This is a genomic window from Arundinibacter roseus (genome assembly GCF_004348825.1).
GTDB classification, from domain to species: domain Bacteria; phylum Bacteroidota; class Bacteroidia; order Cytophagales; family Spirosomataceae; genus Arundinibacter; species Arundinibacter roseus.
Genome location: NZ_SMJU01000002.1, coordinates 532,890 through 558,417 on the forward strand (window position 1 = coordinate 532,890; position 25,528 = coordinate 558,417).

Consider the following 25,528-nt stretch of genomic DNA (forward strand, 5'->3'; position numbering starts at 1 on the left):
TTAATTGTGTTATAACTTCCTAAATGAAACGTAACTCCTTAATAGTTAAAGAACTAAGAAGTAATCCATTCCAAAATATGATTCGCCCGTGCGCCTGTTTCACCACTGCTCGGGCAAGCTCCTTTACCTAAAAGCTCGGCGACGATCGTTTCAATCAGCGGTTGCTGTACATGCTCAGGATACGGGATTTCAAAGGTTTGAGCACCGTCGACATTTTCAAGGTGAATAGTAAATTTTTCAAAAAATGAGAAGGTAATTTTCCCTTCCGTACCAAGTAAAGTCGTTTGATCTAAACGTTGGCTTTTTGCCCCGGTAAAGCACCAACTCCCCGTACCAACGACCCCTGATTCAAATTCAAAAGCCGCTGCTACTACATCATCCGCAGCATACAACCCGGCCTGATTGCGCGAAATTCCGGTGGCGTAGGAGACAGGTCCGAGGGCATATTCCAGAAAATCAAATTGATGAGAAGCCAGGTCATGAAAATGTCCTCCGCCCGAAATTGTCGGATCTACCCGCCAACGTGGTTTGGCATCGGGGCCGGTTTCTTCCACATACGGCGGCCAATGCAATGTAATATGAACGCTGCGCAGCTCGCCAATTGCTTTTGAATCAATTAGTTCCTTTACTTTTATGAAGTAGGGCAATTCCCGGCGATAGTACGCCACAAAAAGCGGTGTGCCGGTTTCGGCACTGACCCGCACCATCTCGTCACATTCGGCTGCCGTACGAGCCATGGGTTTTTCGACGTATACCGGTTTGCCCAAACGTAGTGCTTTGAGCGTATACTCATGATGCGAATCGGGCGGAGTGGCGATATAAATGGCGTTGATTTCCGGATCATTCAGAAGCTCGTCGGCATCTGCATACCACTTTGGAACTCCGTGGCGCTGCGCATAATCTGCCGCCTTTTCGGCGTCCCGCCTCATGACGGCCACGAGTTCAGAACCAGGAATTTTTGAAAAAGCCGGACCACTTTTCTTTTCCGTTACATCACCACAGCCGATGATGCCCCACTTAATTTTTTGCATAATTTCAGGAATGTTATACGTATGGTAAGCCGCCACAAGGATTTAGTTGAACGATGGAAATAGAAGGCAACAGCGCCAAAAAACTCATCGTTTGCTTCATTTTATCCTGTAAACTTCAATTTTGAAGGCTTAAAGTACAAAAAAACTTTCCAGAACGCAGGAAAAATTAGAAGACAAAAGGTAACCGAAACTCGCGAAGAGGTATAAAAAAAGCATACAACTCAAAGAGAATTGTATGCCAAAAAAGATTTATTGATTTGTAAATCAGGCGTACCGGAGTTGGTTTTGATTGATTGTGTCGGCATATAAGGCTTCCTGAAAGGCCGCATCGTCCCAACTGAATTCAAAATCGCGGTCTAGCGCCGCAAAGCTGAATGTTTCCTGAGAATTAATGATAAAAACAGCAGGCGTTGTAACATCCCCGTTGATTCCCGGCACGCGATCCCATACCGGATTTTGGGCATCATACGCTCCAAATAAACGGGCAATTCGGTTGTTTTCATCGTAGGCCATCGTAAACTGAATATTCAGCTTACTTGTCCACTTAGCCAGGGCAGATGGATTTTGCTGCGTAAGCACCAAAAATTCGGCTCCGGTTTTCTCTACGGAGGCGTTCATTTCAGAAAATTTCTCAATCATTTTGGCCGTATACGTTTCACCCCATCCTTCACAAAAAAATGCCAGAACCAGAGGCCGTTTGAGAAGTTCACTGCTTTGAATCCAGCCAGCGGGTTTAGACTTTCCTGTGGGGCAAACCATGTTTTGGGGATACAACGCAAAGCGCGGGGCCTTTTGGCCAACACTGAATACATGCGATTTTGAGCGTGTTGCGGGGCGGGGACGAAGAGAAATCGAATGTACAATTCCTTCTTCATCAATGATTTCGTACAACATACGTAAAAATGATTGAGTGGTTAATTACTTTTTGAGTATGCAAATATATAAACTCTATCGAAATGATAGACTAAATTGTTAATAAATTCTTCATTATATTAAAATTGCAGGTGTTTTTCGTATTGTTAAACAGGAGGAACTCTCCCTTTTATCACAAAAAATACCTCTACATTGCAAAATCGGTTCTATTTTTGTTGAACAGCCCTTGAAGAACACACAAAACCTGCCCAAAGAATGCGTGCTAAACCCCGATCTATACAGACTCCCGAACAGGAAGGACTTCCTCCTTTTGTTAAATCCTGGCCACAGATGTACGGCCTGATTCTGGGCGTTCTGGTAGCTATGATTGTCTTTTTTTACGCCTTTATGATTCACTTTCAATGAGCTATCTGGACTGGATCGTATTGGGTCTTTCCCTTTCATTTATAGTAGGTTACGGAATATATCGTAGCTGGGAAAACAAAAATATTGAGTCGTACCTGCTGGCCAATCAGTCGCTGCCCTGGTACCATGTAACATTATCGCTGATGGCAACTCAGGCGAGCGCCATTACGTTTTTATCTGCCCCGGGACAAGCCTATACCGACGGCATGCGCTTCGTTCAGTTTTACTTTGGTTTGCCGTTGGCGATGGTTGTGCTGTGCATTACGTTTGTGCCAAAATTTCATAAACTCAAAGTTTTTACCGCCTACGAATTTCTGGAAGGACGATTTGATCTGCGTACACGCAGCCTGACGGCCGGGCTGTTTTTGCTGCAACGCGGATTGTCTACCGGGCTTTCGATTTACGCACCTTCCATTATACTTTCGGCTATTTTGGGCTGGGACATCACCTGGACCAACATCATTTCGGGTGGTTTGGTCATGCTCTACACGGTTACGGGAGGCGCACGCGCGGTTTCGCATACGCATTTGCAGCAAATGGGAATTGTTACGTTGGGGATGGTCATTGCCGGAGTTACAGTTGTGAAGCTTCTTCCTGACGATGTTTCATTTACTGATGCCATTCACGTAGCAGGAAAAATGGGTAAAACCAATCTGATCGATTTCACCTTTGATTTAAATAACCGCTACAACGTGTGGTCGGGAATAATCGGCGGATTTTTTCTGCAACTTTCCTATTTCGGCACCGACCAATCGCAGGTGGGACGTTATCTGACGGGTAGTTCCATTGGCAACAGCCGCCTGGGACTTGCCATGAACGGTCTGCTGAAAATCCCGATGCAGTTTCTGATTTTACTCGTAGGTGTTCTTGTTTTTGCTTTTTACCAATTCACTACGCCACCGTTGTTTTTCAATCAGGTGCAGGTAGAGAAAGTGATGAGCAGCCAATATGCTGCTGAGTATCAAAAGCTTGAAGATAAGCATGCCCAAATTCAAAGTCAGAAAAGACCGCACGTACTGGCACTTTCGGCAGCACTTGATACCGACGATGAGGCTGGAATTGCCCGCGAAAGAGACGTATTGGGTGCCACTGAGTCCGAAGTGCAGCAGGTTCGTAAAGAAGCTCAGGCGCTTATCTCGAAGGCAAATGGTCAGGATACCAACGATGTCAACTACATTTTTCTTCGCTTCGTCATTGACTACCTCCCCGCCGGCCTCGTCGGTTTGCTGATTGCGGTCATTCTGCTCGCGTCGATGGGCTCGGTAGCAGCAGCGTATAATTCGCTGGCGTCCACCACGGTAATTGATGTCTACAAACGAATGGTCAAAACTGACGGCACACCCGAGCATTACGTGCGGGTGTCGCGCTGGACTACGTTCGGTTGGGGTATTTTTTGCATCATTGTGGCGCAGTATGCCAGCCGATTGGGTAGTATGATTGAGGCAGTTAATGTGCTGGGTTCTTTGTTTTACGGGGTAATCTTAGGAGTTTTTCTGGTAGCTTTTTATTTCAAATCCATCGGCAGCAGGGCCGTTTTCTGGGGCGCGGTTATCGGTGAGGTTTTTGTCTTTGCGAGCTATATTTATGAGCTTACGGCCTTTTTATGGCTAAATCTCATTGGGTGTGTGCTCGTCATATTTATTGCCTGGCTCCTTGAAAAAGTCTGGCCGCAACCTGTAAAAGCCTAACGAATGAAACGCCTGCCGACTCCTGGCAGGCGTTTTTTTTGCAACGGATCATTTGCTCCATGGCATGCTTCTTATGGAACTCAGGAGAGAAATCACCACAATTTCTCAAAGGAACTATTTCTCCTGCACCTATGGAAACTACGCAATTATCAAGAAACACGAATACATCAAAGATCGATTGTATACGAACAGTTACGTTTACCATCAATGGCCAATCAACTCAGCTTCAACTGCCTCCGTGGGTTAGTTTGCTGGATGCCCTGCGTCATCATCTGCATCTGACCGGCACCAAAAAAGGCTGCGATCATGGTCAGTGCGGCGCTTGTACGGTTATGTGCGACGGCAAACGGATTCTGAGTTGCCTCACCCTGGCCGTCTCTAAAGATCAATCTTCTATTACGACCATAGAAGGCATTGCCGACAACGGGGAGTTGCATCCATTGCAGAAAGCATTTATTGAATATGATGCTTTTCAATGCGGCTACTGTACGCCGGGGCAAATTTGTAGTGCGGTAGGAATGATGCAGGAAGGGAAAGCCCAAAATAGGGCAGAGGTTCAGGAGCTTATGAGTGGAAATCTTTGTCGATGCGGAGCAAATTCACAAATAATTGACGCGATTATGGAAGTCTATATCCCTGAAACACATGAATAATTTCACCTACACCAAAGCCCAATCCACAGAGGAAGCGGTGGCAGGGCTTGCCAAAAATTCGCAGGCGGAACTACTTGCCGGAGGCACCAATCTGATTGATTTGATGAAGTATAATCTTCAACACGCCGAACATTTGATTGATATAAATCACGTACAGGGATGTCAGACAATTGAAGAAAACAGCGCCGGAGGGATACGTCTCGGAGCTCTCGTGACCAATGCCGACACGGCCTATCACCCACTGATCGGACAGCGGTATCCTTTGCTTTCAAAGGCTATTTTGGCGGGAGCGTCGGCCCAAATCCGAAACATGGCTACCAATGGCGGCAATCTCCTGCAACGTACCCGTTGCTACTATTTTTACGATGCCCACGCCCCATGTAACAAGCGAGAGCCAGGAACCGGCTGCTCAGCGCTGGAAGGCTACAACCGCATTATGGCGATTTTGGGCACAAGCCCACAGTGTATTGCCGTTTTCCCTTCCGATATGTGTGTTGCTCTTGCGGCGCTGGAAGCTGTGGTGCGTGTAAAAGGTCCGGCGGGTGAAAGAGTCATTAATTTTGAAGATTTTCATCGGCTTCCTGCCGATACTCCGCACCTTGATAACTCGTTGCAGGCCGGAGAAATGATCACGGGTATTGACTTGCCCGAAGAAGGTTTTGAGCAAAATTACTCGTATCTCAAACTTCGCGATCGAAATTCTTATTCCTTCGCACTTGTCTCGGTAGCAACCGGATTAAAACTTTCGGGAGATCGGATTGATCTTGCACGAATTGCCCTGGGCGGTGTAGCCCACAAACCCTGGCGTGTGAAGGAAGCCGAAGAGTTTTTAAAAGGAAAAACTGCTTCACCCGAAAATTTCACCAAAGCCGCTGACCTGATCCTGGAAGGTGCCGTCGGATTCACACACAACGCATTTAAAATTGAGCTGGCAAAGCGAGCGATTGTCCGAAATGGAATAATGGCGTTGAATCCTTCTGAAACGCAACGGCCTGGTGCACAGCCTTCGCTCTAAACATTTGACTTCTGAACGTATGGAAACTATCAATCAAAAACAGCAGGGAAAAGCCCTTAGCCGGCTGGAAGGAGCACTCAAAGTCACAGGTGCGGCTCAGTATGCCGGTGAGTATTCGGCGCCGGATTTGCTGTATGGCCATGTAGTAAACAGCACGATTCCAAAAGGTAAAATCCAAAAGATTTATACAGAAGAAATTCTAAAATTACCCGGAATAATTGAGATTTTTACTCATGAAAATCGTCCTTCACTTGCCTGGTTTAATTTCCAGTATAGCGACATGGACGCTCCGCCGGGATCGCCGTTTCGTCCGTTGCATGATGCTGAAATAAAATACTATGGCCAACCCGTAGCATTGGTGGTAGCCGAGAGCTTTGAAGAAGCACGATTTGCCGCTTCTGTGTTGAAAATTGACTACGAAAAAGAAGCCTTTACCACGAATTTTACCAATCAGCTGGACGACGCACGTGCTCCGAAACGAGGGTTTGCCACCCTCCTGAAACCCCTGCCGCCAAAACCCAAAGGGGATTTTGACAAAGCTTTTGACGAAAGCCCCGTGCAAGTTTCAGCCGATGATTACTACCACGGAACGGAACATCATAATCCGATGGAAATGCACGCGACCACCACAATGTTTGAGGGGGAGGGCAAATTAACCATCTATGACAAAACCCAGGGAACCGTCAATAGTCAATTGTATGTAGCCAATGTCTTTGGACTGTCATTCAAAGATGTACGAGTAATTGCACCGTATGTAGGTGGCGCATTTGGGTCAGGACTTCAGCCTCAATATCAATTGTTTATGTCTGTAATGGCCGCGCTGGAATTGAAACGTTCGGTGCGGGTCACTCTGACTCGCGCCCAAATGTATACGTTTGGGCACCGCCCGCCGACCTTGCAGCAAATCAAAGTTGCTGCCGAAATGGACGGAAAAATTACGGCTTTACACCATAAGGCAACAGCCGAAACTTCCCGGTTTGAAGACTATACCGAAGTGGTGGTCAATTGGGGGAATATTCTCTATCCTGTCGAAAACACAAAGCTTGACTATGAACTTGTACCCGTGGATGTGTACAGCCCGCTTGACATGCGTGCTCCCGGTGGTAGTACAGGACTGCATCCGCTGGAATGTGCGCTCGACGAACTTGCCTACGAGTTAAAAATGGATCCACTGGACCTGCGCCTGAAAAATTATGCCGAACAGGATGATTCGGAAAACCGTCCGTTTTCCAGCAAAGAATTGAAGGAATGCTACCTGCAGGGAGCCGAAAAATTTGGTTGGTACAATCGTAGTCCGCAGCCACGCAGCATGCGCAGGGGCAACCGGTTGGTGGGCTACGGCATGGCAACCGGCATTTGGGAAAGCATGACTTTACCCGCCAAAGCCGAAGCTACCCTTACCAAAGAAGGTAAGTTTAGGGTACGTAGCGCTGTTACTGACATCGGGACGGGTACTTTGACGGTTATGACGCAAATTGCCGCAGATGCTCTGGGGGTAGGGCTGGACGAGGTAGAATTTGAGTACGGAGATAGCAAAATGCCATTTGCACCAATTCAGGGCGGTTCGTATACCGTATCTACGGTAGGTTCGGCAGTAGTGGCTGCATGTCAGGCTTTGCGAAAAAGATTATTGAAAATCGCTCAAAAAGCCAACGGAAGTCTGTTTGAAACTGCTTCTGAGTCGAAGGTTTCGCTTACCAATGGACATCTGAGCCTGAGCGAGAAACCAGATGTAGCTGTTTCGTTTCAGGAATTATTGACAGTTTCAGGCAAGAGAATGATCAAAGCGTCAAAAACGAATATTCCAAATCCTCTAACGCTGAAAAAGTACACCCGCGCTGCGCATAGCGCCGCTTTTGTTGAAGTTGAGGTTGATGAAGAATTAGGTGTTATAAATGTTACAAGAGCGCTCACCGCCGTGGCCGCTGGAACAATCGTGAATCCTAAAACCGCTCGAAGTCAGATTGTGGGCGGCATGGTTTGGGGGATTAGTAAGGCTCTGCGGGAAGAAACGATTACGGACCACCGTCTGGGAAGATACATGAATCCAAACCTGGCCGAATATCATATTCCGGTACACGCCGACATTCATGATCTGGACGTGATTTTTGTAGAGGAAAAAGATGATATTGTCAATCCTTTGGGTAGCAAAGGATTGGGTGAAATTGGCATTGTAGCCTTGCCGCCGGCAATCGCAAATGCCGTCTTTCATGCCACAGGCAAACGAATCCATCAATTACCCATTCACTTCGACATGCTTTTGTAACTAAAAGTTTTATAAAATAATTGATTGACAGCTGATGTGTAAAGTTTAGTAGAACAGAGGAAATTTGAAGAAGTAGTATTTTTTAAATAATTTTTTTAATTAAAAGCAAGAGAAAAAATAATCTCTTGCTTTTTTATTGTAGAAAGAAACTAAACATCCGAACTTGTGCTTTAACAACTATTACGGTCGTAAGTGTCCATCAGTTAAAGATGCAAAAAGCCTTATTAATATAGTTTAAAGGGCTTTTCAGGCACATTATGTACGGTACTCACCGGTTCACTGTCACATGAGAATACAACTTTTCCTCTGTTGCTTTTGGCTAATCAGCATTTCTTCTGGTCAGGCGCAACAAACTTCATCCAATACTTCCGCGGACTCGTTGACCCTGGAAGAATGTATTACCTACGCACTCAATCATCAACCCGAAATCAGGCAATTGCAGCTTGATGAACAAATTGTGGACCGAATGATCAAAAGTCGGTTGGCTGATTGGTACCCGCAACTGAACCTGAACTTTTCTCTCCAACATTTCTTACAGCTTCCAGTAATCATTTTGCCCGATTTCACCAATCCAAATGGCCCTCGACGGGAAGTTCAAACGGGCGTGCAGAATACTTCCACCGGGGCTTTTTCATTGACTCAGACCCTGTTCAATCGCGACGTTTTGCTCGCCAATCGCACGTCGAGAGACGTGCTTCGGCAAGTGACTCAGAATACAGAAAATTTGAAGATTAACCTTACTGTTGATGTCAGCAAAGCTTTTTTTGATTTACTGCTGACGATTCAGCAGCAGGATATTCTACAAGCTCAAATTGGCCGTTTAGAGCGTAATCTGAAAGATACCTTCAATCAGTTTCAAGGGGGAATTGTAGATAAAACAGACTACAAGCGAGCCACAATTGCCCTCAATAACGCCCGGGTTCAATTGCGCCAGGTGCAGGAGCAGGCCCGCGCGGGTGAAGCAGTTTTGAAAAATCGGATGGGTTTCCCCGTAGAAGAACCGCTACGTTTGTCGCACAGCAGCACCCGTCTCGAAGCGGAGGCTTATTTGGACACGATGCAGATGGTTCGGTACGAAAACCGAATTGAATTTCAACTCCTTCAAACCCGGCAGCAACTGTTGAAATCTCAAATTGACTATGAGCGGTGGAGTCGCCTGCCCACGGTTTCGGCATTTTTGAATTATAATTTGGTGTACCAAAATCAGGAATTTCGTCAGCTATATTCCCAATCTTTCCCCAATTCGCTCTTTGGACTCACGCTTGCCTATCCTATTTTTCAGGGTGGAAAACGTTTACACACTATGAAAATTGCCGAGTTGCAATTGGAGCGTTCCAACTCCGAAGTACAGGGATTGCGTAATGCCATTTCTTCTGAATACATACAGGCATTGGCTTATTACAAAGCAGAGTGGGTTAATTATCAGGCGCTTAAAGAAAACGTTGAGCTTGCCCGCGAGGTGTATGACGTCATTGAACTTCAATATAAATCGGGTGTAAAAACCTATCTTGAAGTTATTATAGCCCAAACCGATTTGCGAACCGCAGAATTGACGTATGCCAATGCGCTGTATCAGGTAATCAGTCGGAAATTGGATGTCGAAAGAGCCTTAGGTACAATAGATTATTAAGCGTGAATAGAAAAGATGTTAACTAATAGATTTATGAAAAAAAACCTCTATCCCTCAGCTGCTCTGAGCCTTCCACTTCTGTATGTGCTGATGGCTTGTGGTGGTTCACCTGAAAAACCCCAACAGCAGCAGGCTCCGGCTGCCATTCCGGTAGCTACTTTTCGGGTAGAGCAGGGCCTTGCGGTTTCGTATGACGAATACCCGGCGACAGTTCAGCCACTCAAAGTGGTAGAAATCAGGGCAATGGCAAGTGGCTACGTAACTGGGATGTATTTTTCGGATGGTCAGCAGGTTCGGAAAGGACAAAGGCTGTATCAGATCGATCAGCAGCAAACGCAGGCATCGGTTGATCAGGCCGTGGCTGCCCTTAATGTGGCTGAATCTAACGAGCGTTTGGCTCAAAAGGAAGCTGATCGTTATATTGAACTTGATAAAAACGAAGCAATTGCGAAGCAGTTGCTCGACAATGCACTGGCACGCCTGGAAACCGCCAAATTGCAGGTACAGGCGGCGAGAGCATCCGTGCAGCAGCTCCGTTCGGGGCTAAGTTACACGACGGTCAATGCTCCGATTTCGGGCACAATCGGGATTTCTCAGGTTCAGATGGGCGGCCTGGTCATGAGCAATCAGACCTTGCTTAATACACTTTCTACGGATGACCCGATGGCCGTTGATTTTTCGGTGGATCAAAAAGAAATTTCTCGGTTTTCGAGCTTGCTGAAAAAAGGGAACGTGGCTGATTCTACCTTTTTACTAGCCCTCCCGGATGGCAGCGTGTATCCGCAAACGGGCAGAATTGAGCTGATTGACCGGTCTGTCGATACTCAAACGGGAACCATCAAAACCCGGCTTGTTTTTCCAAACGCAAACGGTTTGCTTAAAGCCGGAATGACCGTGCAGGTACGGGTAAAAAGCTCAACGAGCGGTAGTTCGTTGCTGATTCCCCAAAAAGCGCTGGTAGAGCAAATGGGGGAGTATTTTGTGTACGTAGTCAAAGGAGATAGCGTGCAGCAGCAGCAAGTCAAAACCGGAACGCTCGTCAACGACCGAATCGTGATTCAGGAAGGCCTTACGGAAGGGACGGAGGTTGTTACCGAAGGAATTCAAAAACTCAAAAACGGAGCCAAAGTACAAGTTACCTCGGTTGGTGCTACAACAGTACGCTAGGCCTACACTTTAACAAAAAACCATGTTTGCAAATAGATTTATCAACCGACCCATCCTGGCAATTGTCATTTCGCTGGTGATATTGCTGGTTGGTGTGCTCGCTATTATCAATTTGCCCATCAGCCAATATCCTGATATTACGCCGCCAACGGTTCAAATCACCGGAACCTATACCGGTGCAGATGCATCAACCGTGGAGCAAACGGTGACTACGCCCATTGAGACACAGGTCAACGGAACGCCCGGCATGAGCTATGTGTCGAGTACAAGTACCAACGATGGCCGGACGTCGATCAGTGCGGTTTTTGAAGTTGGGACCAATGTGGACATTGCCGCTCTTGATCTGCAAAACCGGGTGAGCGTGGCAGCACCGCAGCTTCCGAGTGAAGTTACCCGCCTTGGTTTGACGGTTCGTAAACGGAATCCGAGCATTCTGATGCTTGTGGCGTTGTATTCTCCGAACGAAACGCATGGCGTTAATTTTATGAACAATTACGCCAATATTTATATCAAAGACGCTCTTTTGCGGGTAAAAGGCGTTGGTGATATTTTTAGCCGTGCCGACGATTTCAGTATGCGGGTGTGGATGCAACCCGACAAAATGGCCCAACTTGGGCTGACTTCTGCGGAGGTGGTGTCGGCTTTGCAGGAACAGAATTTACAGGTAGCGGTAGGTTCAATAGGAGCGCCACCGCAAAATTCCGCTCAGGCATTTGAGTATACCGTTTTTACCAATTCCCGCCTGACTTCCGCCGAAGAATTTGGCGAGGTAATCGTCCGAACCCGCCCCGACGATGGCTCTTTGGTATACCTGAAAGATGTTGCCCGAATTGAACTTGGCAAGTTTAGCTATTCCAGTAATTCATTTGTTGATGGCAAACGGGCTAGTTATCTGCTGGTGTACGAAGCGCCGGGAAGCAACAGCCTCGAAACGGCTCAGGGCGTGTATGACGCTATGGTTCAGCTCAAAAAGTCGTTTCCCAACGATCTTGATTACATTGTTCCTTTTGAGGCCGTTTCAGTAGTGAAAGTGTCTATTGATGAGGTAGTTAAAACTTTATTTGAAGCGCTTTTGCTGGTTGTACTCGTAGTTTTTCTGTTTTTGCAAAGCTGGCGTGCGACGCTCATTCCTTTGTTGGCCATTCCGGTTTCTATTGTCGGAACGTTCATTTTCTTCATTCCTCTCGGTTTTACCATCAACACGCTCACGATGTTTGGCTTTGTGCTGGCGATTGGTATCGTGGTTGATGATGCGATTGTGGTGGTCGAAGCCGTTCAACATTACATTGACGAAGAAGGACTTTCGGCCAAAGATGCCACCCGAAAAGCCATGAAGGATATTTCGGGTCCGGTGATTGCTATTGCCCTGATTTTAGCAGCGGTTTTTGTACCAGTGGGGTTTATTCCCGGAATCGTCGGGCGGCTGTACCAGCAATTTGCCATTACCATCGCCATTTCTGTGCTACTATCAGCCTTTGTGGCCCTTACACTCACGCCGGCGCTTTGCGCTATGTTGTTGCGTCCGATGAAACTGGATGAGAATTCTCGCGGGCTCAATCGCTTTTTTTATAAATTCAATACCTGGTTTGCTCGGGTAACAAATGGTTATTCATCAGCAGTGAAGAGCTCGATTCGTAAGGCTCCGCTCGTTTTGATCGGCCTTATTTGTCTTTATTTGGGTACCGGATTTCTGTTTTCCACCAAACCCACCGGATTTATTCCGATGGAAGACAGCGGACGGTTATTTGTTACCTACGAACTTCCCGAAGCAGCTTCCACAACCCGAAGCATCGAAACGCTGGATTCTCTCATGAAAATTCTTGACGATACGCCGGGCATCGATCATTATGCAGGTTTGGGTGGGTTGAATGTAGTAACCTTTGCTTCCAAGTCAAACAGCGGGACGATCTTTTGTCAGCTCGACGACTGGAAAGACCGCAAAGCCGATTCCCTGACCGTGGATGGTTTAGCGGCATCAATCCGGCGGAAAGTGGCTGGTTTAAAAGAAGCCAATGTGGTCGTCATAACACCGCCTGCTATTCCGGGTTTGGGGCGAACGGGTGGTTTTAGTTTTGTGTTGGAACAGCGCGAAAGCAACGACGACATTCGTCAGTTTGAACAAGTTGTCAAAAATTTCACGGCCGCAGCCAATCAGCGACCCGAAATTACCGGTGCATTTTCTTTCTTTACTGCCCGCACGCCCGGCTACCAACTCACGGTAGACCGCGCCCGCGTGAAGCAATTGGGCGTCTCTCTTTCAGATGTGTACAGTACGTTGCAAACTTATTTGGGTAGTCGATATGTAAATGACTTTACCATTTATGGTCGAAATTTCAGGGTAGTGGCGCAGGCCGATACCAATTACCGCGCAAATATTGCAGAATTGGGAAAATATCATGTACGCAATCAGGCCGGACAAATGGTTCCAATCAGCGCGCTGGTTTCCCATAAAATAGTTGAAAGTGCTCCCCTGATTTCACATTATAATTTATTCCGGTCAACGGAAATTAACGGAAATCCTGCGCCCGGATACAGTAGTGGCGAGGCCATTGATGCTCTGCGCGAAGTGGCCGAAGAAGTACTTCCGGTAGGATATGGCTATGAATTTACCGGACTGAGCCTAGAAGAAATCAACGCAGGTACGAGTACCGTGTATATTTTCGGATTGTCTATTTTGTTTGTATTCCTCTTTTTGGCGGCTTTGTACGAAAGTTGGTCGGTGCCGTTTGCGGTCTTGTTGGCCGTGCCGATTGGTGCGTTCGGTGCCATAGTAACGTTGAGTCTTTTTAAAGATTTAACTAATAATATTTATGCGCAAATTGGTCTGCTAACGCTCATTGGACTTGCCGCAAAAAATGCTATTCTTATTGTAGAGTTCGCCAAAGAACGGGTCGATCACGGAGAATCAATCTGGGACGCTACGCTTGAAGCGGTCAAATTACGCCTGCGGCCCATCATCATGACTTCTTTGGCGTTTATTCTGGGAGTTTTACCCCTTGCTTTTTCAAAGGGAGCCGGAGCTGCCGCCCGTACCACCATTGGCTGGACAGTACTTGGCGGGATGGTTGCGGCTACGCTATTGGCCATTTTTGTAGTTCCGGTTCTGTTTGCAAGTATTGGGAAAATAGCCTACGGAAGGAAAGATATTCACGAAGCTGGACCTGCAATCGAAAATCCGGCCGCTTCTGAGTAGAAAAATCAGGGGTAGTTGGCAAAAAAACAACTACCTCTAATACGGATGATAATTATTGATAGAACGCCCGGAGGCTATTTGCTTTCGGGCGTTTTGCTGGTTTAAGCATCTTGGAAATTATTCCTACCGATGAAGGATAAATACGGATACAAATGGACTTTCATTACCAGAAATGAATTTTATCCAAAACTACTAAAACCCTGATTCCATGAAAAATCGCTCCTTTTGGGTGCAGATTGCCCTTGTCTTTATCTTTCTGACTTCCGTAAATGCGCAGCCCGTCGAGCGGTTAGTGAAGGTACTTGTAGCCCCGGACCATGTGGATTGGACGTATCGAACGGGTGAAAAAGTTCGGTTTACCGTTCAGGTTATAAAAAGCGGTAATCTGGTAAAGAATGCCACCGTTCGTTATGAAATCGGGCCCGAAAAGATGCCCGCAACGACCAAAGAAGCCAAAACTCTGCCTTCGGGAAGTATCATGCTGGACGGCGGAACGCTTCAAACTCCGGGCTTCGTGCGCTGTGTGGTCGTCGCCACAGTCGACGGTGTCGAGTATCGCGGACTGGGAGCGGCTGGCTTTGAGCCAGAAAAGATTCAGCCTACCGTAGCAGATCCTGCCGATTTTGATCAGTTTTGGAGCGATGCAAAGGCTGGTCTCGCCAAAATTCCGATGGACGCACGCATGACGCTACTGCCCGAGCGTTGCACCGAAACCGTTAATGTATATCACGTCAATTTGCAAAATCACCAAAATTCGCGATTGTACGGTATTTTGAGCATGCCAAAAAAAGCGGGCAAGTATCCTGCTCTTCTCCACGTACCTGGCGCAGGTGTTCGGCCTTACTTTGGCGATATTGCCAATGCGGAAAAAGGGGTTATTACGCTGCAAATCGGGATTCACGGCGTCCCGGTCACGATGGATTTATCCGTGTATAACGACCTGCGGGCGGGTGCGCTGGAAAATTATATGAATTACAATCTGGATAATAAAGATAAATACTACTATAAACGCGTCTATTTGGGCTGCCTTCGTGCAAACGATTTCCTTGTAAGTTTGCCCGAATTTGATGGGACCAACCTGGCCGTAACGGGCGGTAGTCAGGGCGGTGCGTTGTCGATTGTTACTGCCGCTCTCGATTCCAGAGTAAAATGGCTGGGGGCGTTTTATCCGGCATTGAGTGATATGACGGGCTATTTGTCTAACCGGGCGGGCGGTTGGCCGCACTATTTTTCGGCCAATAGTCGGGCAGTAAACGAGAAAAAGGAAAAACTGGAAACGGTAGGCTACTATGATGTCGTAAATTTTGCGCGCCGGGTGAAAATTCCCGGACAATATTCCTGGGGATTCAACGACGAGACCTGTCCACCAACCTCTATGTACGCAGCGTATAACGTCATTTCGTCGAAAAAGGACTTGTTTTTGGCGCACGATACAGGACATTGGACCTATCCCGAACAGCGGGATACGATGACCGAATGGCTATTGGCGCGCTTAAAAGGCGGCAACTAAGTCGTAGAATAGTAACCGGCCACAATTTGTTCCAAAAAACTCAGACCCTGACCTTTCTCACAAGCTGAGAAAAGTCAGGGTCTGGTTTTTAAAGGAAGATGTTTTCCCTGATAAATATCGAGAAAAATTTGTTGGCTTAGCGGTTTGGTACAGTACATGATCGTTGGATAAATCTTGCGGGCCTTTTCAAAATCGTACATGGAAGTTGAAAGAATTACCACCTTCGTGTCTATACGTAGTTCAGGGCTGAGTGCATTGTAGCACGCCAAAAATTCGAGGCCATTCATACGCGGCATGTTAATATCGAGCAGAATTACATCGGGTTTTTGAAAACGGGCAGAATCAGTAGTCAAAAAATAATTTCGGGCTTCTTCTCCATTCTCAGCAACGATAATTTGGGGATCAATGCCGCTTTCCTCGATGACCAGTTTGTGCAAAAAAATATCATCAGGATCATCATCCACTAGCAGGACGCAGCTCCTTTTGTCGTTCGTAATCATGAATGGTTTCCAGATTTTCGGGGAGTGAAAAGAAGAAGTCGCTTCCTTTTCCCGGTTCACTTTTTAACCAAATTTTACCACTATAAGTTTCAATAATTTTCTTGCAGGTAGCAAGTCCAATACCCGTTCCCGGATATTCGTTTCGGTGGTGCAGGCGTTGAAAAACGAGGAATATTTTTTGATGATAGAGTTCGTCTATGCCAATGCCGTTGTCATGTATTCGGAAATACCATTCTTTGTGGTGAGCCTGTGCAGAAATATAAATACGTGGAGGAATATCTTTTCGCCGGTATTTTATGGCATTTGAAATAAGGTTTTGAAAAACCCGCTTGATGTCCGAGCGTGAAATGCGAAGGGTAGGCATCGTTCCAACCTGAATCACCGCGCCACTTTCGTTTATTTCCTGCCGTAGTTCTTCCATTGCCTCTCCAACGATTTCCTGAATGGAGGTTTCGGCCAAATCCTGCCCAATGCCCGCCTGTGAAAATTCAAGGAGATCATTGATCAGCTGTCGCATGCGATTGGCCGAGTTTGAAGTGGTTTTTAGAATTTTTCTACCAGTTTCGTCGAGTTGCGCTTCGTACTTGCTTTCCAGCAAACCCAGATAGCCTTCAATCGTTTTAAGGGGTGATTGAAGGTCATGAGAGGCTACATAAGCAAATTGCTTTAACTCTTCATTGGAACGTTCCAGCGCTTGTAAAGCCTTTTGCCGGTACCTGATTTCGTACTCATATTCCTGGGAAGTTCGTAGCCCCACGGCATCATCAAAGTACTTGATCAGCGCAATCACCGTAGCGATTGACACAAGTCCGGTCAGGAATCGCACGATTGCACTGATGCGGTATACGGGGACCCAAAACATCAGCGCATCGAGTAAATGTGTAAGTCCGCAAAGTAAAATGAATGCCCCGAAAAGCCAGAATACACCTTTAAGCGGAATACCTTGTTTGACAAAAATAAACCGTAGTAGAATCAGCGGTATACACATGTAGGCCATCCAAATCATTAGATCTGAGCCAATATATAGCCATCCGTGAAAATCGGACCATGTGCCGCAATGCCACCGCGGAGGCCAATCGGAAGTACCGCCAAGGTTTGAAAAGAAATCAAGGACCTCATTCATAGGTATTAGAAAAAAGGTGTAGTTGGAAGCAGGCCAAATGAAATTTTTGTCTAAATAAAGTTAAATATAGCAGGTTATTTAAAGCTACTAGTGGATTTTTAATTGATTTTTTGCTTGTTCACCAAATCAGATGCAGCAATCCGTTTTTCTCGAAAAATGCGTATAAATTAATTCAATTAAAAAATAAAAAAATGGATACAAAAAAAGCCCGCTGACGAATCAGCGGGCCCGGTGCCGAAGCAACAAATAACTTATTTTTTCTTTCCTTTCAGGTTTTTAACTGCGCTTGTAGCCGCCGCAGGCAGCATCGCCTGCCAGCCTTTCAAACCGTTTTCGATTTGGGGTTTCATAAATCCAAAGGCACTATCATTCGATGATTGTCCCAAAGCCAACGCTTTTTGTGCAAGCGGAACAGCCTCAGCAACCTTACCCATTTTCGCCAAAATTTGAGCTTTTAGCCACAGGTTGCGGAAATTTTCCCCCAATCCAATTGATTTATCGGCTAATGCAAGCGCTTTGGGTAAATCTTTCCCCTTGCTGAGCATGTAGTTCGCAGCAGTTTGCAGGGTTGCAGGATCTTCTGGTTTTTCTGAAACTGCCTTATCCATAGCAGCCATCGTGTTTTCGGTAGTCATTACCGTAATCTTAACAGGTACATTGACAGAAGCCCACCCTACATTTAAAACCGAGGTACTGTCGGTAATGTCAGAAAATGAAATAGTAAATGATTCTGCAAAGGGAGCGGAAGCAGGTGCGGCCATCACGCGTGCTACATCTTCTGATTCTTTGTAGTCAGCTGTACCTCCCTGATTGAAATTCTTGTTCAGAATGAGGGTCCACTCACCGCCGTTTGGAACTGAGAATAGCGCATATTTACCCGCAGGAACGAGTTTGCCACCAAACATAAAGTCAGTGCTTGCCTGCAAAGTAGTAGCCATATTGGCGCCCGTACGCCATACCTGACCGTAAGGAACAAGAGTGCTGTCACCAAAAATAGTACGTCCTTTTACAGCCGGACGTGAGTAAACTACCGTAAAGTCAGTAACGCCAACGGTCTGCATGAGGGTAGCAGCCGGACTTGCCTGAGGGGTGCGCTGCGCCAGTGAGGTGCCAGCAATGGCTAACGCCAGGGCAAAAGATAAATAGTACTTTTTCATACACAGGTTTTTTGATTCTAAATTGAACTCTTCAACTTTGGGTAAAATTAGAACTAAAAATAGTAAAAGCCTACTGTTATGCACCGTCAGGATTTGTTACAATTGTTACAAAATTATCACCCAAAAGATGAAAACGAGCGGAAAATGGTGTTGGAAACGCAGGTGTTTGTTCAGCAAAATTCTCTTTGTTTTGAGCGTAGTTTACCGTCAGGACACGTTACGGCTTCGGCTTGGGTAATATCGCCGGATCTACAGCAGGTACTGCTCATGCATCACAAGAAGCTGGATCGATGGTTTCAGCCTGGCGGCCACTGCGATGGCGACCCGGATGTACGACGAGTAGCATTGAAAGAAACCGAAGAAGAAACCGGGGCGTTCGGACAACTTGTTGGAAATGAAATATTTGATGTAGATGTTCACCTGATTCCGGCCAATGCAAAGGAAGCGGCTCACTTTCACTATGATATTCGGTTTTTGGTAGTGGCTGATCCTGCTACAAAGCCGGCTGCCAATGCCGAATCAAAAGAAGTACGCTGGGTGTCGATGTCCGACGTACCTTATTATAATTCTTCTGAATCAATTCTTCGAATGCAGCGTAAAATCCTGGCTAGTGTTTAAGGAATTTCAGCGCTTTGATCTCCTTATTCATTGTGATTTTCAGAATATAAGTCCCGGCAGGCAAGGCGCTTACCGGAATTTGAACTGTAGGAACGGTCGTTAGCGCGTGGGATTGAACCATTGTACCTGTGGGTGTGTACAATTGAAGTAAAGCCATAGTAGAAACCGGTCCAAAATGAAGTGAAACATAATCTTCCACTGGGTTTGGATAAATTTCAATGTGCTCAACCAAAGAGGGTTCCAGGCCTAGTGGCGTATATTCGGTTTGAATAGTTTCCTCAGCAATTTGAATCGTTGGGACTCCGAACCCAAGCAGATTGTCAGGATTAGCGGCCTGATGCCCCGCCCGACGAATAATTTGAATCAATTCCTGCGTCCGCAAAAAAGGATAGGCCTGCCACAGCAGCGCTGCAAAACCGGCAATTTGAGGCGTAGCAAAAGAAGTACCACTTCCGGTAGAGACCGTACCCAGACCGAGATTGTTGCCAATGACTGTTCCGGCACCCATGGCGGCCACATCAGGTTTTAATCTTCCATCTGCGGTGGGACCCACCGAGCTGAATGGCGCGTAGCTACGATTCGAAAAAGTAGCGCCAACTGTCAAAATAGAATCAGCATCGGCGGGTGCCGTGATGAATTTCCACGGATCATTTCCGGAATTTCCTGCCGCGTTGACCACCAACATTCCCGTGCGTGCGGCCTGTTGAGCTGCACGCGTAACCAATGCTGTTTTGCCGTCCATGTCGGCATAGGAATAATCATAAATAGGGTTATCAAATTGATTGTAGCCCAACGAGCACGAGAGGATGTCAGCACCCACGCTGTCGGCACGCTCAGCGGCCATCAGCCAGGTGGCTTCTTCATACGGCGTTTCTGAATATTCATTTTCGCTTCGATACAAGGCAAAATCGGCCTCAAAAGCAGCGCCAACCATAGTACCGGGCTGATTGGCCGCAATGGTGGACAGGCAGTTCAGCCCGTGGAAGTGATCGTCGAAAACATCGCTTTCACGCGAAATAAAGTCGTAGGTATCAATAATTTGTTTGTTATCAAAAAGATGCCTGATGTACTGAACTTCATTGCCGCGTGAAAAACCGGCATCGAGCACGGCAATTAAAATTCCCTTGCCCCGAATACCTTTTTCATGGATTTGGGGAATGCCGAGCAGGTTTAACTGCGTGAGCATTCGTCCATGATCGATGGTTTCCTGCGTACCAAATTTTTGTTGCACCGCTCCCAAACGCCCAATTCCGGCTGTTTGAGAAGTTGCAAGCGGTAGGTCTCTTTCGATTGACTTAAAAAAAGGAAGCGCTTTAATAGCTGTAAGTTGGCTATCGGTTGCTTCCAGTAGCGCAGCATTGAGCCAACGGCTGGTGAAAAGTACTTTTGCCCCGGTTTGCCGGACCGCCTCCGTGTACCCGGGATTGACGGGAAGGTCTGAGGTTGTAATGGAAATTCCCTGACGGGCACGGCGTTCGATGGCCCTTGGTGATAAAAAAGCTTCGGGAGAAGTAGTGGAAAATGGGCTGTTTGATTTATTTGAAAACAGAACTAAATAACGCGGAATTTCCTGCGCCCAAAGCAAGCAGGGACTGAGAAAAAAAAATCCAAACGCGATTAAAACTATACTTTTTCTCATTTACCGTAAGAAATTAATGTACTGATTTTTGTAAATCCACTTTCGATGATGCCTTTTCCAACGCAGTCGGGAGTGCTGCAATAGCGAAGGTTTTTCTGTTCTTTCTGAACTAACCCAAGGGAGGCGGCGTAGACTTCTTTACTTTTTTGCAAAGAAACCAAGGTTGAATCGTTCTGTTGTATAACGGTGAGACTAAGGGGAAATGTTTCCTTTGTGGTTGAAAAAGGCGTTTCCATCACCGTGATTTCAAAGGCTTGTTCGCCCAGTAAATTGTAGCGATTACCGTCCCATATAAGGTCTTTTTTTACTGGAAATTCAAGAACTACCCGACTAATGCCCTCCTCATGAACAACTACTCGCTGCTCAGATTTCCAAACATTTAGTACCTGATTTACCACTCCTGTACCAGTTTCATTTACCACTGAACGCTCTATCTGATAAACGTCCTGTTCTTTTGCGTTGGTATATTTTCCGGTAATCAGTTCCTTTTGCGTGTACGTCAGGACTTGCGGGTCAGCGCCTACGGCGTATTGGGTTTCGGTTACTTCATATATTCGATACCTTCCAATTTCCAGCGGAAAATAGTCGATTTCTTTTTCTGCCATAAGTGGAGTTTCTGGCTGACAGCCCAAACAGAACATGATACAGGCGGCAGTTAAAAGCTTTTTTAAAGGAAATCTTTCAAAGAGAAGATATGTCAAATTCCTTTTCATGCTATTTTCTGGCCTCCCTGTTCTGGACGTACTGCGTTTCCTGAACCGCCTAAATATGCACAGGTAATCAAAGGATCAAATCCTGAATAAGGTACTTCATCTTTAGCGTAGTTATACACGGATAGCAGTGGTAATGTGTGGTTATTATCACCCATTGCTACTTCTACGTCATCCATTGTAAACTGACACGGATGCTCATACCCGGCAGCATGGGTGATTTCGATGATTTCCTTCGTGATTGTCTTCATGTAATTATAAAAACGTTCACTTTTTAACGTGGGGTCAAGTCCGGCCTGTAACCACGGATTATTGGTGGCAACGCCGGTTGGGCAGCGATTGGTATGACAGATTTGTGCCTGAATACAACCAATCGACAGCATTGCTTCCCGGGCGATATTTACAATATCTGCTCCCATGGCAAACGCCATAATGGCATGCGCAGGCAATCCGAGCTTTCCGGAGCCAATGAAGGTTATTTTTTCGGTTAAATGTCTTTTTTGAAAAAGAGTATAGACTTTACTAAATCCGTGCACCCAGGGCAAAGCCACGTGATCCGCAAAGGCAGGTGGTGCGGCTCCGGTGCCGCCTTCGCCGCCGTCAATGGCAATAAAATCTGGGCCTTTGCCTGTGAGTGCCATGAGGTCAGCCAGTTCTTCCCAAAGATCGAGTTTGCCCACTGCGGCCTTTATTCCTACAGGCAGGCCGGTTGCCTCAGCGATTTCTTCGATGAAGTCAATCATCCCCTGAACACCCGTAAAGGCACTATGATAGGCAGGAGAAACCACATCCTTTCCGAGAGGTACATGACGAATCGCCGCAATTTCGGCAGTAATTTTACTGCCGGGCAGCAATCCACCCTTGCCCGGTTTGGCGCCTTGTGACAATTTTAGTTCGATCATCCGTACAAATGGATTCTGCTGCGTCATCTGCACGAGTTTTTCAAGCACAAAATTGCCGTCATCATCTCTTACACCAAAATAGGCGGTTCCCATATTGAACACAACATCCGCCCCAAAGGAATGATAGGGTGAAAGCCCACCTTCGCCTGTATTATGGAAATTTCCAAATTTCAAAGAACCCTTATTCAACGCTTCAACCGCATTTGCTGAAAGTGATCCGTAGCTCATTGCGCTGATATTGACCACCGAACGAGGCCGATAGGGGCGGCGACGTCCGTGCGCCAAACCGATAACTTTGGCCGCCGGAAGCAGGTAGTGGTTGAGATGCGTAGTGTTATGAATGTGATGTGGATGAGTCTTGGGAAGTCTCGTGGGAAACAGCGCAGGTTTTATGAAAATATAGCCTGCTTCGTGCATATTCTGATCCGTGCCAAAACCCTGATAGTTATTCTCTTTTTTGGAAGAAGCATAAATCCAGGAGCGCTGCCGCCGATTGAAGGGCAGTTCTTCGCGGTTATTGGCCACAATATATTGCCGCAACTCCGGGCCAATTTTCTCAATCATGTACCGAAGGTGTCCGACTAATGGGAAATTGTGTTGAATCGTATGCTTTTTCTGAAGCATATCCCGCATAGCCAAAACGAGCAATAAAACCAATACATATACCCACCAGGGTAGGGAGAGAAGCACTTGCATGTCGAAATGAGGGTTAACAGTCAGATTTTGACTTTAAAAATCCTAAGAATAGATTCAGGACAATTCGAGTTCTTCCAGCGTCGTAATAAGTCCTAAGTGTTCCCAGAAAGTTGGGTAAGACTTTACGACCACGCCGGGTTCTTCGATCAAAATGGGCTGAATCATCCCGACTGGGGCAAAGGCCATCGCCATGCGGTGGTCGTCGTAAGTATGAATGGACGGCGTAGTTTCGGCAGAGATAGTCTGTACTCGCGTAACTTCGTAGCGATGATTGGTTTCCACCTCTTTGAGTTCAGCTCCCAGCTTTTTCAATTCCTCTTGCAGGGCAAAAATGCGATCGGTCTCTTTGATTTTGAGGCTTTCAACACCAGTCATGGACAATTCAATATTTTTCATGGCACAGCAAACAGCTACGGTTTGAGCCAAATCCGGGCAGTTGGTAAAATCCCAGCCGATGGAAGGAGCCGTGGTAGTTTTTTCAAGTAAAACGCCTCGCTTCGTAAAGGTACTTCTAACGCCCAAATGCTCCATTATATCTACTATGGCGCTATCGCCCTGTAACGATTCTTCTTTCAGACCCAGCAATTCAATCTCAGCATCTTCTGCCAGAGCAACAATGCTGTACCAGTAACTAGCGCCCGACCAGTCGGATTCAATGGCATAGGGCTGAGGCTGATAGTTTTGATGAGAAACCGAAAGTCTTTTTGCGGTCCAGTCTGCCTGAACTTCCACGCCAAAAGCCGCCATTTGTTCAATAGTCATTTCAATATACGGACGTGAACCAATTTCTCCTACAAGTTCAATATGCAGGCCATCGGGCAGGAGAGGCGCCACCATCAGGAGCGCAGAAATATACTGACTGCTTACATCACCTCTGATTTGCAGCGTATTAACCCCTGAATATGAAAAACCATTGAGCATAATCGGTGGATAACCGACCGTTTTCTGGTATTCAATAGAAGCGCCGAGTTGCCGCAAAGCATCTACCAGAAGCGCTATGGGGCGTTCGCACATGCGTGGGGTGCCGGTCATTATTTTTTTTTGTCCGGTAATCGCAAAATAGGCGGTCAGAAAACGCATCGTGGTTCCTGCATCAATAACATCTGCGATTTCCTCCTGCGCATGCAGCAGCCGTTGCATGGTTTGACTGTCGCGGGCTTCTGAAATATTGGTCAACTCGCTTTTGAAATGGGTCAAGGCATGTAAAATCAGCGCGCGGTTGCATTCACTTTTGGAAGCAGCGAGTTTTATTTCGGCTTTAACCGGAGATTTGGGAGGTTGTACGAGAATGGCGTTCACTGTAAAATAAGGTCTAGATTCAAACACATAACAGGTAGCCTTTACCAAAGCAAAGGCCGAAAAAGTAGGCCGAAAGGTACAAAAAAATCGCCGTTCTGAACGACTCCGCAGGTAGTTTGGCAGCAAGTGGCTAGTAGGTTTGCAGCACCCGTATCCGATTTGCGCCCTTCATTTTAATTGTAGAAAAGCTGATTTTATAAAAAACAAAGCCGGCAGCCATCATGCTTCCACCCACAAGGAGTGTCTGACGGTCGGTAGTAAATCGCTGATTGTCAATGCCTCTATTAAAAAAATCAGCACCAATGTAAGTGAGTCCGGCAAGCGGAAGCAGAAAAGCACCCTCAGTGATCCAGGGAATGCGGCGAAAGGTTTTTACTTTATGAATATCCCGAAGCATCACTTCGCGGTATTCCATTTTTCCGGCAGCTTCGTTGATTAACACAAAGGTGAAACTACTATCAGAAACGCTGTAAATTTCTTCTTCAAAACGTGTAGACTCGCCTCTGAGCGTAAAACGGATGTTATCTCCCGGAAAAAAACGCTGCCTATGATAGCCCCCGACCATCGTTGAGGCATCAAGAATCAGGTAGTTCTGATCGGCTTTCAGGAAAACCCGGTTGTTTTGATTTTGCTTCAAAAACAGCTCTTCACTCGAAAGTGCCTTTGCCGGGTCATAGTGATCCTGTGCAAAAAGTGGAGTAAAAGAAAGTATGAAGAGCGAAAAAATCAGATAATTTCTCATGGTCAAAAGGGTATTAATAGTCTGAATTGACAAGGTAAAAAAAGCCAATTGGTACTATTAAGGCCCGATTGCTGAGTTTTACGCCTGTTCTTCGGCCTGAGCTTTTACAGAAACCCCGCCCGAAACAATCATTTTCATTATGTCAGTACTTGATGCATTCAGTAGCGTAACATTGCCGATAGGAACGATGAACAGCTCTCCCGAAAACGCGTATGAATGTGGCATATACACTGCAATATAATCTTTAATGTGCAAATGACTGAGATCTGTTTGGGTAATAAATCCTAGTTTTTTAATATCAGATTCCCGATTTACAGTTACTAACACCGGTTGATTGAATTTTTTCTTGTCACCAACAAATGCCGAAATCAGATCTTTGATGGAATAGTAAATAATACTTACCAGTGGAATTTTCCGCATAATACTTTCACTGAATTTAAAGAAAGATTGCGGAACAACCGTCGAAAAGAAAAAGCCCAAAAGAATAATACCTGACAAAATAATGATCATGCCAAGTCCGGGGAAATAGACCGATTTCTTATTGGAGATTGGAATAGAAATGGGTAAAATACTATCAAGAGATTCTATGCCGGTCCAGATAATCAGGATCGTAAAATAAATCGGAGCAACAAGAATCAGCCCCCGGACAAAATAACTCAGGATTCGTTTCAGGAAGGTATTTTTGATTTCCATGGATTCAGGTACGTACGA

Annotated in this window: 21 protein-coding genes; 10 read left to right on the forward strand and 11 right to left on the reverse strand. The window is 46.2% G+C overall.

The features are described 5' to 3' along the window. Positions 1-53: 53 nt before the first annotated feature. Both EZE20_RS04780 and EZE20_RS04785 read right to left on the reverse strand, forming a co-directional pair. Complete coding sequence (locus tag EZE20_RS04780; protein ID WP_132115009.1) at positions 54-1,031, reverse strand: Gfo/Idh/MocA family protein; 978 nt, start codon at positions 1,029-1,031, stop codon at positions 54-56. Positions 1,032-1,295: 264 nt separating this feature from the next. Beyond that, positions 1,296-1,925, reverse strand: a complete 630-nt coding sequence (locus EZE20_RS04785) for a redoxin domain-containing protein (protein ID WP_132115011.1) — start codon at positions 1,923-1,925, stop codon at positions 1,296-1,298. Between the two features lie 234 nt (positions 1,926-2,159). On the opposite strand from EZE20_RS04785, the gene EZE20_RS23960 reads away from it, so the two are divergent. The 9 genes from EZE20_RS23960 to EZE20_RS04825 all read left to right on the forward strand — a co-directional run bounded on the left by EZE20_RS23960 (position 2,160) and on the right by EZE20_RS04825 (position 15,431). Then, positions 2,160-2,309, forward strand: coding sequence for a hypothetical protein (locus EZE20_RS23960; RefSeq protein ID WP_165933404.1), 150 nt, complete (start codon positions 2,160-2,162; stop codon positions 2,307-2,309). Next, positions 2,306-3,997 (forward strand): sodium:solute symporter, encoded by a 1,692-nt coding sequence (locus EZE20_RS04790; protein WP_132115013.1) that lies wholly within the window; start codon positions 2,306-2,308, stop codon positions 3,995-3,997. Before EZE20_RS23960 ends, EZE20_RS04790 begins: the two co-directional genes overlap by 4 nt. A 131-nt stretch (positions 3,998-4,128) precedes the next feature. Then, a complete protein-coding gene (locus EZE20_RS04795; RefSeq protein WP_132115015.1) occupies positions 4,129-4,650 on the forward strand; it encodes a (2Fe-2S)-binding protein in 522 nt (173 codons plus the stop codon). Beyond that, positions 4,643-5,665: an FAD binding domain-containing protein gene (locus EZE20_RS04800; RefSeq protein WP_132115017.1), complete on the forward strand. Its 1,023-nt coding sequence runs from the start codon at positions 4,643-4,645 to the stop codon at positions 5,663-5,665. The genes EZE20_RS04795 and EZE20_RS04800 overlap by 8 nt, the downstream gene beginning before the upstream one ends. 19 nt (positions 5,666-5,684) lie before the next feature. Next, on the forward strand, positions 5,685-7,931 hold the full coding sequence (locus EZE20_RS04805; RefSeq protein WP_132115019.1) for a xanthine dehydrogenase family protein molybdopterin-binding subunit: 2,247 nt from the start codon (positions 5,685-5,687) through the stop codon (positions 7,929-7,931). Positions 7,932-8,217: 286 nt separating this feature from the next. Beyond that, a complete protein-coding gene (locus tag EZE20_RS04810) occupies positions 8,218-9,561 on the forward strand; it encodes a TolC family protein (RefSeq protein ID WP_132115021.1) in 1,344 nt (447 codons plus the stop codon). Positions 9,562-9,594: 33 nt separating this feature from the next. Further along, complete coding sequence (locus tag EZE20_RS04815; protein ID WP_132115023.1) at positions 9,595-10,728, forward strand: efflux RND transporter periplasmic adaptor subunit; 1,134 nt, start codon at positions 9,595-9,597, stop codon at positions 10,726-10,728. A gap of 22 nt (positions 10,729-10,750) precedes the next feature. Then, positions 10,751-13,921: an efflux RND transporter permease subunit gene (locus EZE20_RS04820; protein WP_132115025.1), complete on the forward strand. Its 3,171-nt coding sequence runs from the start codon at positions 10,751-10,753 to the stop codon at positions 13,919-13,921. Between the two features lie 208 nt (positions 13,922-14,129). Beyond that, a complete protein-coding gene (locus EZE20_RS04825) occupies positions 14,130-15,431 on the forward strand; it encodes an acetylxylan esterase (protein WP_132115027.1) in 1,302 nt (433 codons plus the stop codon). A 74-nt stretch (positions 15,432-15,505) separates the two neighbouring features. Here EZE20_RS04825 and EZE20_RS04830 read toward each other — a convergent pair whose 3' ends face one another. The 3 genes from EZE20_RS04830 to EZE20_RS04840 all read right to left on the reverse strand — a co-directional run bounded on the left by EZE20_RS04830 (position 15,506) and on the right by EZE20_RS04840 (position 18,211). Continuing rightward, on the reverse strand, positions 15,506-15,931 hold the full coding sequence (locus tag EZE20_RS04830) for a response regulator (RefSeq protein ID WP_132115029.1): 426 nt from the start codon (positions 15,929-15,931) through the stop codon (positions 15,506-15,508). Then, positions 15,888-17,054 carry a sensor histidine kinase gene (locus tag EZE20_RS04835; RefSeq protein WP_132115032.1) on the reverse strand — a complete coding sequence of 389 codons (1,167 nt, stop codon included), beginning with the start codon at positions 17,052-17,054 and terminating at the stop codon, positions 15,888-15,890. Before EZE20_RS04835 ends, EZE20_RS04830 begins: the two co-directional genes overlap by 44 nt. A 251-nt stretch (positions 17,055-17,305) precedes the next feature. After that, complete coding sequence (locus EZE20_RS04840; protein WP_132115034.1) at positions 17,306-18,211, reverse strand: DUF2911 domain-containing protein; 906 nt, start codon at positions 18,209-18,211, stop codon at positions 17,306-17,308. Positions 18,212-18,289: 78 nt separating this feature from the next. Between EZE20_RS04840 and EZE20_RS04845 the strand changes: the two genes are divergently transcribed. Further along, complete coding sequence (locus EZE20_RS04845; RefSeq protein WP_132115036.1) at positions 18,290-18,829, forward strand: NUDIX hydrolase; 540 nt, start codon at positions 18,290-18,292, stop codon at positions 18,827-18,829. On the opposite strand, the gene EZE20_RS04850 is transcribed toward EZE20_RS04845, so the two are convergent. From EZE20_RS04850 to EZE20_RS04875, 6 genes are all read right to left on the reverse strand, one after another. Continuing rightward, on the reverse strand, positions 18,819-20,468 hold the full coding sequence (locus EZE20_RS04850) for a S8 family serine peptidase (protein ID WP_132115038.1): 1,650 nt from the start codon (positions 20,466-20,468) through the stop codon (positions 18,819-18,821). The two genes, EZE20_RS04845 and EZE20_RS04850, sit on opposite strands and share 11 nt — an antisense overlap. Further along, on the reverse strand, positions 20,465-21,073 hold the full coding sequence (locus EZE20_RS04855; protein WP_132115040.1) for a hypothetical protein: 609 nt from the start codon (positions 21,071-21,073) through the stop codon (positions 20,465-20,467). The genes EZE20_RS04850 and EZE20_RS04855 overlap by 4 nt, the downstream gene beginning before the upstream one ends. 104 nt (positions 21,074-21,177) lie before the next feature. After that, on the reverse strand, positions 21,178-22,776 hold the full coding sequence (locus EZE20_RS04860; RefSeq protein ID WP_132115042.1) for an FMN-binding glutamate synthase family protein: 1,599 nt from the start codon (positions 22,774-22,776) through the stop codon (positions 21,178-21,180). 54 nt (positions 22,777-22,830) lie between these two features. After that, entirely contained in the window at positions 22,831-24,075 is a 1,245-nt protein-coding gene (locus EZE20_RS04865) for a 3-phosphoshikimate 1-carboxyvinyltransferase (protein WP_132115140.1), read from the reverse strand. 130 nt (positions 24,076-24,205) lie between these two features. Beyond that, positions 24,206-24,817 (reverse strand): hypothetical protein, encoded by a 612-nt coding sequence (locus EZE20_RS04870; RefSeq protein WP_132115045.1) that lies wholly within the window; start codon positions 24,815-24,817, stop codon positions 24,206-24,208. Between the two features lie 78 nt (positions 24,818-24,895). Beyond that, positions 24,896-25,510, reverse strand: coding sequence for a DUF502 domain-containing protein (locus EZE20_RS04875; protein ID WP_132115047.1), 615 nt, complete (start codon positions 25,508-25,510; stop codon positions 24,896-24,898). Positions 25,511-25,528: the final 18 nt, after the last annotated feature.

What these genes read in the sequence shown, in the direction of transcription:
- EZE20_RS04795 (WP_132115015.1), top strand. Translation starts at nt 4,129, where the DNA reads ATGGAAACTACGCAATTATCAAGAAACACGAATACATCAAAGATCGAT.
- EZE20_RS04850 (WP_132115038.1), bottom strand. Translation starts at nt 20,468, where the DNA reads ATGAGAAAAAGTATAGTTTTAATCGCGTTTGGATTTTTTTTTCTCAGT.
- EZE20_RS04780 (WP_132115009.1), bottom strand. Translation starts at nt 1,031, where the DNA reads ATGCAAAAAATTAAGTGGGGCATCATCGGCTGTGGTGATGTAACGGAA.
- EZE20_RS04835 (WP_132115032.1), bottom strand. Translation starts at nt 17,054, where the DNA reads ATGAATGAGGTCCTTGATTTCTTTTCAAACCTTGGCGGTACTTCCGAT.
- EZE20_RS04840 (WP_132115034.1), bottom strand. Translation starts at nt 18,211, where the DNA reads ATGAAAAAGTACTATTTATCTTTTGCCCTGGCGTTAGCCATTGCTGGC.
- EZE20_RS23960 (WP_165933404.1), top strand. Translation starts at nt 2,160, where the DNA reads ATGCGTGCTAAACCCCGATCTATACAGACTCCCGAACAGGAAGGACTT.
- EZE20_RS04790 (WP_132115013.1), top strand. Translation starts at nt 2,306, where the DNA reads ATGAGCTATCTGGACTGGATCGTATTGGGTCTTTCCCTTTCATTTATA.
- EZE20_RS04845 (WP_132115036.1), top strand. Translation starts at nt 18,290, where the DNA reads ATGCACCGTCAGGATTTGTTACAATTGTTACAAAATTATCACCCAAAA.
- EZE20_RS04825 (WP_132115027.1), top strand. Translation starts at nt 14,130, where the DNA reads ATGAAAAATCGCTCCTTTTGGGTGCAGATTGCCCTTGTCTTTATCTTT.
- EZE20_RS04800 (WP_132115017.1), top strand. Translation starts at nt 4,643, where the DNA reads ATGAATAATTTCACCTACACCAAAGCCCAATCCACAGAGGAAGCGGTG.
- EZE20_RS04855 (WP_132115040.1), bottom strand. Translation starts at nt 21,073, where the DNA reads ATGGCAGAAAAAGAAATCGACTATTTTCCGCTGGAAATTGGAAGGTAT.
- EZE20_RS04830 (WP_132115029.1), bottom strand. Translation starts at nt 15,931, where the DNA reads ATGATTACGAACGACAAAAGGAGCTGCGTCCTGCTAGTGGATGATGAT.
- EZE20_RS04860 (WP_132115042.1), bottom strand. Translation starts at nt 22,776, where the DNA reads ATGCAAGTGCTTCTCTCCCTACCCTGGTGGGTATATGTATTGGTTTTA.
- EZE20_RS04820 (WP_132115025.1), top strand. Translation starts at nt 10,751, where the DNA reads ATGTTTGCAAATAGATTTATCAACCGACCCATCCTGGCAATTGTCATT.
- EZE20_RS04785 (WP_132115011.1), bottom strand. Translation starts at nt 1,925, where the DNA reads ATGTTGTACGAAATCATTGATGAAGAAGGAATTGTACATTCGATTTCT.
- EZE20_RS04805 (WP_132115019.1), top strand. Translation starts at nt 5,685, where the DNA reads ATGGAAACTATCAATCAAAAACAGCAGGGAAAAGCCCTTAGCCGGCTG.
- EZE20_RS04815 (WP_132115023.1), top strand. Translation starts at nt 9,595, where the DNA reads ATGAAAAAAAACCTCTATCCCTCAGCTGCTCTGAGCCTTCCACTTCTG.
- EZE20_RS04810 (WP_132115021.1), top strand. Translation starts at nt 8,218, where the DNA reads ATGAGAATACAACTTTTCCTCTGTTGCTTTTGGCTAATCAGCATTTCT.
- EZE20_RS04870 (WP_132115045.1), bottom strand. Translation starts at nt 24,817, where the DNA reads ATGAGAAATTATCTGATTTTTTCGCTCTTCATACTTTCTTTTACTCCA.
- EZE20_RS04875 (WP_132115047.1), bottom strand. Translation starts at nt 25,510, where the DNA reads ATGGAAATCAAAAATACCTTCCTGAAACGAATCCTGAGTTATTTTGTC.